Raw genomic sequence first — 8,170 nt, forward strand, 5'->3', positions numbered from 1 at the left:
GCCACTTCCAAACAGCACTACCGAAAAACCAGCCTTCAACGCCGCTCGAGCACATACGGCTTTGCGGCGCCGGGTTGCCTTCAGGGAGGTAGGGACGTGCGCGGCAGCGGCTGCACCTGTTGGACGAGTTCGACCAGGTCCGCGAATACTCTGGCGATGTGTGAGTGTGCCGGCGCAGGTGCGGCCTGGGATACATCACCTCTCACCGATCGGTGGAAAGTTGCTGCCTGATTTCTTCACAGAGGATCGCAGCGAGCTGTGGGACGCGCTGCGCAAGCGCGGGCCGGTCGTGTTTATCGACGACAGCGTGTTTATGAATGGCTACTGCCTCACACGGGCCGATGACGTGCTCGCAGCGCTGCGCAACCCGGAAGTATTTCCCCTGAACGCTGTTTTGGATCGGCCGGACCATGCGCGTTGGCGCGCGGTCTTGCAGCCCCTATTGCATTCCCGCGCGGTGAAACAGATGCAACCGGCGTTGCAAGATCAGGCCGCGTCGGTGGTTCAAGCGGTGGCCTCGCGGGGTGGTTGTGAGGTCATCACCGACGTTGCGGAGCCATTCGCGGCTCAGGTTCTTCTCACAGTGTTGGGGCTGCCCCCGCAAGACGGGGATAGGTTGCTGCGCTGGGAGAAAGCGCTTTGGGCAATCCAGCGGGCGCCTCTGGCCACGGTCACAGGTGTCCGTTTCCAGGACCTGGTGCAAAAAGTTGAGATGCTCGCCTATTTGACGGAGGCTTTCGCGCAGCGTCGTGCCAGCCCTGATATTGCGGGTGTTATGTCTGGGCTGGTTGCCGGTGACGATGGGTTCGACGAAGCTGACGCGTGCGCGGTAGTTGAGATGCTGATCGCTGCGGGCATTACGCCGTTCAGGAGCTCGGTGGGTTTCGTGTTTCTTGACCTTGCCCGCGACCCGCGGCTATGCGCTTCGCTCCACGAAAATCCCGCAGGGATTGAAGGATTCGTCGAAGACGTGCTGCGCCGCGAGCCGCCGGCCCCGGTGATTATCCGCAGGGCCGCTCAGAACGTCACCGTGGCGGGGGTCGAGATACCGGCAGGAGCCCGGGTCGTGCTGTGCGTAGGGGCGGCCATCCAAGAAGACATGGCGGACGGCCACGGGTCGCGGGCGGATTACTGGGCATTCGGCGGGGGCCCGCACCGCTGTGTGGCCGTCAGTCTGGCGAAAACAGCGTTGACTGTGTTGGTCAGCGAATGGTTACGCACTATCCCCGCGTTCGTCCTAGATGCTGAGTCCGTGCCGCCGATTATCCTCGAGGAGGCGGTCCGCCTGTCGAGTTTGCCGCTGCGCTGGCGTTAACGTCAGACCGCGGGCGGGTAAGTGCCGCAGTTGCCGCGCTGGTCGCCGCGTTGCACCGGGACGTCCTGCCCCTCGGCCGATCCGCGTGGCTTCACCGCGCCACTCCCCTACTGAGACGCGTCTCGCGGAACATGCACGAATCGCATATGGAGGTTCACAGGTGAACCGCTCCGTATTGTTGAATATCTTGTGCGTCAATGAATTTGATGAGCGCGCGACACATACTCTGAGCGATGCTGTGGCACAGTGGGACTCGGCACGGTCAAACACGCAGAGGGTTGGCGACCTCAATCGTTGCTCTGCGGGTACTGCTGGTGGCGAAATGCCAGATCCGCCGCTGGGCGTGCGACGGCGAGGTAGATCGGCAGGAAGCACCAAAGCGACTACGCGGGGACGCCAGCAAAGCCTTGCCACTAGGCCCCGGGTGCAGGGCGGCACAACATCCGCTGCGACGGCCTAGGCTGAGCATGATCAGAAGACCCTTGTCTTGGCGAGAGGAACACCCGCGTGCCGCTCACTCGCATCCACGTTCCGAATTCGATGCCGCTCGAACAACGCGCCGTCATTGGCGACGTCGTTTACCAGAGCATGCGAGACGTGATCAATGTGCCGGAAGACGACAAGTTTCAGGTCATTATCGCCCACGATGCCGACTCGTTGCGCATGGATCCGACATACCTGGGCATCAACAGATCCTCGGCGGCGTTCATCATCGACATCACACTCAACGCCGGCCGCACCGTGGAAGCCAAGAAGCGGTTCTACGCCGACCTCGTTGGACAGCTTGTCGACCGGGCGAAAGTCCGGTCCGAGGATGTGCTCATCGTGCTGACTGAGGTGGCCAAGGAGAATTGGTCTTTCGGCAACGGTGTTGCGCAATATTCCCAGTAGCGACGGCAGCAGCACGACATCAGACAATCGGTAAGCCACAGTTACCGGTAAGCCGCCCACCTCGCTCAGTCCTGGACCTGCGAGGAACTGGAGATATGGCTTACGGCCGACCTACCACGACGACAGGTCGTCGTGTGCCATCGCGATGTCGTGGGACCATTGCGACCGTGCAAATCTTCCAGCTGCAGCCGATCGCGGTGGTGTCCTGTTCTCGCGTGGAACCTTTCGACGACGGATGGGACGACGAAGTCGCCAGCATCATTCTCTCGGAACGGTTTGACGAAGCCGCTGTCCGGGGGCTGGAGGCGTTTTCACATATCGACGTAATTTATCTATTTGATCGGGTGGACTCCGACCGGATCGAAGTCGGTGCTCGTCGGCCCCGCGGAAATCCGGACTGGCCCGAAGTCGGTATCTTCGCGCAGCGCGCCAAGGACCGTCCCAACCGGATCGGGCTGACGACCTGCCGGTTGATCGGTATCTCCCGGCGAGTGCTCACCGTTTCGGGTCTGGATGCGATCGACGGCACACCAGTGCTGGACATCAAGCCGTACATGACTGAATTCGGGCCTCGCGGCGAAGTGGGCCAACCGCAATGGGCGCAAGAACTCATGAACCACTATTGGGATTAGCGGCTCCGTCAGCCAGGACCTCCGCAGATAAGGCGGTGTCTCCTTTAGCGCAAGAGGTTGCGAATCAATACCTTTCACCTCTTAGTTGTTACCGATAACAATAGGCCGACGCTTTCAGCGTGACCAAGGCCGGCGTTTCGAATGGCGGTCTAACGCAAAGGATTTGATGACTTTATCCGCGAGCGCCATGCTGAATATCTCTTAACCCATACACAGTTAGCCTAAGTAATAATGGGCGGATGAAGGGTTACAGGCGTTTCGTAGCGGCCACCGTGGCGTTGGTCGCAAGTGTTGGGCTATTTGATTTGGCCGCCGCTGGATCCGCACAGGCGGACCCTCCCCCACATTGGTGTCCCGGAGACTTCTGGGATCCGGGGTGGGGCCCGATGCCGATTAATTGCCGGAACGGTTCGAACTGGTGGTTTGATGACCCCGTCTACATTCCTTACCACCCGCCTGGACATGACCACCCGAACCACCCCGGTGGCCCCGGTGATCATCCCGGTGGCCCCGGTGATCATCCCGGTGGACCAGGTGACCATCCCGGCGGCCCCGGTGACAACCCCGGTGGCCCCGGTGGACCCGGTGGGCCCGGTGACCATCCCGGTGGACCCGGTGACCATCCTGGTGGACCCGGTGGACCCGATGGACCACCAGGGGGCGCACAGGGCAGTCCGGGTGGTGCACCTGACGGTGGCGCACCCGGCGGAGTCGGAGGAAACGGTGGCGGCGGCGGACACCCCGGCGGTGGCGGCCTCGGCGGTGGCGGCGGACACTTCGGCGGTGGCGGCGGACACTTCGGCGGCGGTGGCGGCATCGGCGGGGGCGGCGGGCACTCCGGCGGTGGCGGTGGCGGTTTCGGCGGGGCCGGCGGAGGCGGACACCGCTGAGTCAGCCAATAGCCAGCCGAGGTCGCGTTCGCCTCCGCGACAGCCACTTTGCCGGTTAACGGACGGCTTCACACTGCGCTGGGTCGCAGGATTGCGAGCGGCATTCACTCCCGAGCCCACTACACCAGATAGCGTCAGGCCCGGTGCCGGTGACCGAGAGGGTTTGGCGGTGTCATCGACTAGGGACAGCCGGTAGGGATGTGCGAGCAGCAGTTGGGATAGTGCCTCGGGTTTGGGGTGTGCAGCGACGGCGTGCCCGGCCACCGGCTCAGCACGTCTTGAGCTCTTGGGCGAGCATGACGACGATGTCGCTGGGGCCGCGGACGTACGTGAGCTTGTAGGCGTCCTCGTACAGGGCGACGCCGCGAAGGACGTCGCCGCCGTGCTTGCGGACGGTCTCGACGGCGGCGTCGATGTCGTCAACGGCGAAAGCAACGCGGTGCATGCCAAGGGTATTTGGCTGGACAGGGTCAATTTCGATCGCGCCTGGGTGTAGGTACTGGAAGAGCTCGATGCGGCCGTTGCCGTCGGGGGTCTGGAGCATGGCAATGTCGGCGGTGTTGCCGTCGAGACCAACAGCGGTATCGGCCCACCCGCCGCTTATTCGCTCGCGACCCAGCAGGCTCAGCCCCAGGTCGGTAAAAAAGGCGATCGCGGCCTCGAGGTCGCGGACAACGATCCCGACGTTGTCGAGTCGAATTGGCATGGCTTTCACAGTAGCGACCGCACCGGAGTGTCACTGCCGACAGTGGACTCGACCCGCTGCACGCGATTCGCCGGCGCTCGTGGCTGCGTCAACCGTGAACCTCACAACGCCGACTCGGTCCGAACGCGCATAGCGCCTGCATCGCCTTGCCGGTAGCCGCCGCTATAGCTTAGTATCTAAGCGATTAGATGAGTGGCATCGGGAAAGGTGAGCAGATGCCGTCTGCGGGCAAAACAAGTCGAGTCCGTCTCATTAATTCGGTTGTTGGGTCGCTTGCGCGTCGATACAGCACTGCGGCAGTGCTTTTCCATCACGCGATCGCTGAACACCTTGGTCTCGGGCCAACAGATACGAAGTGCCTTGACCTGCTGCGTGAGCGACCCGCAATGACCGGCAGCGAACTCGCCGCGGTGACCGGGTTGACGACGGGGGCGGTAACCGGCGTAGTTGCGCGCCTCGAGACCGCCGGCTACCTCCATCGGGAACCTCATCCGCACGATCGGCGTAAACAGATCTTGCGCCCAGTTCAGGCGCGCGTCGACGAGGTACACGAAGTGTTCGAGCCGCTTCGTGGCGATCTCAAAGCACTGTTGTCGGAGTTCGATGCGCACCAACTCGAGGCGATCGCGCGATTCCTCACCGAAGGAACGCAAATTACGTTCAAGCACACGGCGGTCCTGCGTGCCCAGCCGTTTGTCACCGAGGGCCGCTCGGGCGTACCGGTATGAGCATCTTGAATGTCGCAGGAGCGCAGCTATATTACGAAACGCGCGGCGCCGGTCGGGTGATGATATTGATTCCGGGGGCCAATGGCGATGCCACCGTCTTCGAATCCTTTGCAACGAGATTGTCGGCGCACTATCTGGTGGTGAGCTATGACCGTCGCGGCTTTACTCGCAGCCGGCTCGACGGTCCGCAGGATTACTCGCAGCGATTGCATACTGACGCCGCCGACGCGCGATGCCTCATCGAGCACGTCGGTGGAGGTGAGCCGGCCACCGTCTTCGGCACCAGTTCTGGAGGTGTGGTTGCGCTGCGCCTGGCGATAGACCATCCCGAAGTAATCGATACCGTCGTGCCATATGAGCCGTGCGCCATGCATCTTCAGCCCGACGGTCAGCGGTGGATTGATTTCTTTAGCGATGTCTACGATGTCTATCGGCGCCGTGGGATCGATTCCGCGATGACCAAGTTCCGCGAAAGCGCTTTTCCGCTAGTCGATCATGCGGTCATGCGACGGGCAAGGAGCTCAGGAGCCCCCCACATCAGGGCCAACGCGATCTACTGGCTCGAACACGAGCTCCGGCAGTACACAACGGTGCACTTTTCCGTCGCTGCGCTGAGGCCACTGGCTCAGCGGATGATTCCCGCAGCGGGCCGAGAATGCCGCGGCTACCCGAATCACGCGGTCAGTCAACAGCTTGGCCGCCTGCTTGAGCGCGAAGTAGTCGAACTGCCCGGCGGTCACGTCGGTTACGCCACCCACGGTGTCGCGTTCACCGATGCCTTACTTGCCCGGCTGCATCAAGAAAGTCGAGCGTGACTCAAGCTGGATCGGGGCCCCGCACACCGACGGCCGAGTGCGGGAGAAAGGGAGTGAGGATGAACGGACCGTTTACCCGCAAGTATGGGATCGAGGCGCCCCACTATCCCGCAGGATACGGTGCGGCCAGCGTGGTAATGCTGATGTTCGCGCGCAGGTTCGATCGTTGGTGGCTTGTTCCCGCGGCGGCGCTCCTTAGTCAAGCAGGGCTGTACCTACACACCACATTGCGTGGGAAACACATCGTATGGCGGCGCGAATTGGACCGACTCGGATTGGCTGGTGATGAGCACCTCCTCGACGTCGGCTGCGGCAGCGGGGCCGTACTTATCGCCGCCGCCCATCGGCTCCCGCGCGGCAAAGCCGAAGGCATTGATCTCTGGCGCAGCATCGATCAATCCGGCAACGATCCCAGGCGTACATGGGCGAACGCTCGTGCTGACGGGGTGGCCGACCGCATACAGCTTCACACCGCCGACATGACCGAATTGCCCTTCCCTGACGCGTCATTCGACGTCGTCACCTCTGCCCTGGCAGTGCACAACGTGCCCGACCCTGCTCGCCGAAGTGAAGCGCTAGCCGAGATGGTTCGAGTCCTCAAGCCCGGTGGTCAACTCGTGTTAGTCGACATCATGCATACCGACGACTATGCCAAGGTGCTCCGAAACATGCTGACCAATCTGGAGTCTCGCTGCCTCGGCGTCAACTACTGGTACGGCGGTCCGTGGGTGGCGGCACGCATACTGACGGGCGAACGCATATCGTCGGTGTGAAATTCCCCGCCATTTCGGTTACCGCGCACAGCGTTCGGAACTTCGGCACCTGCTTGTGCGCTGTTTCGCAGTATTCAGTCCTTCCAACTCCCTCGGCCGTCGCCCTAGGTAGCCGTTTGGTGCTGCTGCACGCGAGGTTGGCACGGAAACCGCGGCGACCTCACATTTTCATCAAGAGGAACGTCTTCGCGGTGATGGTCCACGTCGTGGCCACCGCCGCCGGGTCGCATCGGCGGCGCCGTGTTCAAGTTAGGGAGAATCCTGATGGCACCATGTCAGCCCTCACCATCGCTGGAAAACCAAGCACTGTCAGCCACCCTTGCTGAGGTGGCACCGAATACACCAACCGCTTGCGCGGGCTGGACTGCCCACAGCATCTCTGCCCACCTGGCAGCCGGCACGAAAGAGATCGTTGACCTTATCGAGTTGAAAGTGAACCATGACCAGCAGCGGCCGACCCGAGAATTCGGCGAGCGCGAAGCACCGTTCCTCGCTTTGAGTGCCGCCGACCTCGCACAGGAATTCCTCACGCAGGGTGAGCGGCTGCTGACAGCCGCGTCCGCACTTGCCGACTCCGCCGACCCCATCTTTTTGTTCACCGGCCGGACCTTCACTGTCGCGCAACTGGCCGTCCACATGCGCAGCGAGTCCGCTATTCACCGGTGGGACATCGTCGGCGACGACGACCTGTCCGATCAACTCCTCACTCAACCAGAGCTGACTCGCCACGCGGTGGATCTGCTTAACACAATGCCGACGCTCTACGAAGCTCCCGAATGGCGAGCGGAGCACGCCGGGGTCGAGGGCGAACTGCGGATTGTGCTGCGCAGTCCCGGATGTGCTGACCTCGTCTACGAACGCAGCGGCGGCGGCGCACGCTTCAAATTCGTCGAGCAACCCGCGACGGGCGACGCCGTCGTCATCACCGACACGGCAAACCGTCTGCTCACCATCTGGGGCCGTCGCTCAGCGCAACGCACGCTAACCGTGGATACCGACACGGTCAGCGCAGCCCTTGTGAAATCGGTGCTGTGGGGCACCAACGCCCCCTGGGATCCACGGGCCTTGACACGCTGAGCCAGATCAAGGGCCAACCCGTGTTGGGTTGGCCCTTTGTCACGATGGAGACCCGGTGGCCGGCGAAAAAGCTTAAGGCGCAGGGAAGTCCACCGCGAGAGGACCCGAGCCGGAGAAACCCTCCAACACTTCGAGCGGCAGCACCGCCGTGGATCAAGGGCGACGCTGATCCCCTGGTTGGTGCGCCGTGCCGCCCCGTAGAGTGCATCGCGATGTCCTCGATTTCGACGGGCGGCGGCACTTATGCTGCTCGACGCGAGAACGACCTCACGAAAATCGCTCACTACACGTCTACACCCCGTGACAGTCAAACAGCCCTTCGAGACCATCGTCTCCGACCACG

The 8,170-nt window shown here is 62.5% G+C and carries 9 protein-coding genes; 8 read left to right on the plus strand and 1 reads right to left on the minus strand.

Going from position 1 to position 8,170, the window contains the following annotated elements; genetic code table 11:
• Positions 1-160 precede the first annotated feature (160 nt).
• The 4 genes from A5700_RS04145 (at position 161) to A5700_RS27280 (ending at position 3,924) form a co-directional block, all read left to right on the plus strand.
• Positions 161-1,315, plus strand: a complete 1,155-nt coding sequence (locus A5700_RS04145) for a cytochrome P450 (RefSeq protein WP_156671071.1) — start codon at positions 161-163, stop codon at positions 1,313-1,315.
• A gap of 507 nt (positions 1,316-1,822) precedes the next feature.
• The gene (locus tag A5700_RS04150; RefSeq protein ID WP_197502741.1) at positions 1,823-2,206 is read left to right on the plus strand and encodes a tautomerase family protein; all 384 of its coding nucleotides are present in this window, start codon (positions 1,823-1,825) and stop codon (positions 2,204-2,206) included.
• A gap of 167 nt (positions 2,207-2,373) precedes the next feature.
• Positions 2,374-2,838: a tRNA (N6-threonylcarbamoyladenosine(37)-N6)-methyltransferase TrmO gene (tsaA, locus tag A5700_RS04155; RefSeq protein ID WP_197502742.1), complete on the plus strand. Its 465-nt coding sequence runs from the start codon at positions 2,374-2,376 to the stop codon at positions 2,836-2,838.
• A 462-nt stretch (positions 2,839-3,300) separates the two neighbouring features.
• Positions 3,301-3,924 carry a hypothetical protein gene (locus tag A5700_RS27280; RefSeq protein ID WP_197502743.1) on the plus strand — a complete coding sequence of 208 codons (624 nt, stop codon included), beginning with the start codon at positions 3,301-3,303 and terminating at the stop codon, positions 3,922-3,924.
• Between the two features lie 72 nt (positions 3,925-3,996).
• On the opposite strand, the gene A5700_RS04165 is transcribed toward A5700_RS27280, so the two are convergent.
• Positions 3,997-4,434 (minus strand): VOC family protein, encoded by a 438-nt coding sequence (locus A5700_RS04165; protein WP_068066666.1) that lies wholly within the window; start codon positions 4,432-4,434, stop codon positions 3,997-3,999.
• 215 nt (positions 4,435-4,649) lie between these two features.
• Between A5700_RS04165 and A5700_RS04170 the strand changes: the two genes are divergently transcribed.
• The 4 genes from A5700_RS04170 (at position 4,650) to A5700_RS04180 (ending at position 7,827) form a co-directional block, all read left to right on the plus strand.
• Positions 4,650-5,162, plus strand: coding sequence for a MarR family winged helix-turn-helix transcriptional regulator (locus A5700_RS04170; protein WP_068066688.1), 513 nt, complete (start codon positions 4,650-4,652; stop codon positions 5,160-5,162).
• The gene (locus A5700_RS25070) at positions 5,159-5,977 is read left to right on the plus strand and encodes an alpha/beta hydrolase (RefSeq protein ID WP_082960362.1); all 819 of its coding nucleotides are present in this window, start codon (positions 5,159-5,161) and stop codon (positions 5,975-5,977) included. The genes A5700_RS04170 and A5700_RS25070 overlap by 4 nt, the downstream gene beginning before the upstream one ends.
• A gap of 59 nt (positions 5,978-6,036) precedes the next feature.
• Positions 6,037-6,750 carry a class I SAM-dependent methyltransferase gene (locus tag A5700_RS04175; RefSeq protein WP_068066691.1) on the plus strand — a complete coding sequence of 238 codons (714 nt, stop codon included), beginning with the start codon at positions 6,037-6,039 and terminating at the stop codon, positions 6,748-6,750.
• Between the two features lie 264 nt (positions 6,751-7,014).
• Positions 7,015-7,827 carry a maleylpyruvate isomerase family mycothiol-dependent enzyme gene (locus tag A5700_RS04180; RefSeq protein WP_156671072.1) on the plus strand — a complete coding sequence of 271 codons (813 nt, stop codon included), beginning with the start codon at positions 7,015-7,017 and terminating at the stop codon, positions 7,825-7,827.
• Positions 7,828-8,170: the final 343 nt, after the last annotated feature.

The organism is Mycobacterium sp. E1214, assembly GCF_001666755.1.
Taxonomy (GTDB): Bacteria; Actinomycetota; Actinomycetes; order Mycobacteriales; family Mycobacteriaceae; genus Mycobacterium.

Coding starts and splice junctions, on each gene's coding strand:
- A5700_RS27280 (WP_197502743.1), top strand. CDS start 3,301: ATGACCACCCGAACCACCCCGGTGGCCCCGGTGATCATCCCGGTGGCC.
- A5700_RS04165 (WP_068066666.1), bottom strand. CDS start 4,434: ATGCCAATTCGACTCGACAACGTCGGGATCGTTGTCCGCGACCTCGAG.
- A5700_RS04170 (WP_068066688.1), top strand. CDS start 4,650: ATGCCGTCTGCGGGCAAAACAAGTCGAGTCCGTCTCATTAATTCGGTT.
- A5700_RS25070 (WP_082960362.1), top strand. CDS start 5,159: ATGAGCATCTTGAATGTCGCAGGAGCGCAGCTATATTACGAAACGCGC.
- A5700_RS04175 (WP_068066691.1), top strand. CDS start 6,037: ATGAACGGACCGTTTACCCGCAAGTATGGGATCGAGGCGCCCCACTAT.
- A5700_RS04180 (WP_156671072.1), top strand. CDS start 7,015: ATGGCACCATGTCAGCCCTCACCATCGCTGGAAAACCAAGCACTGTCA.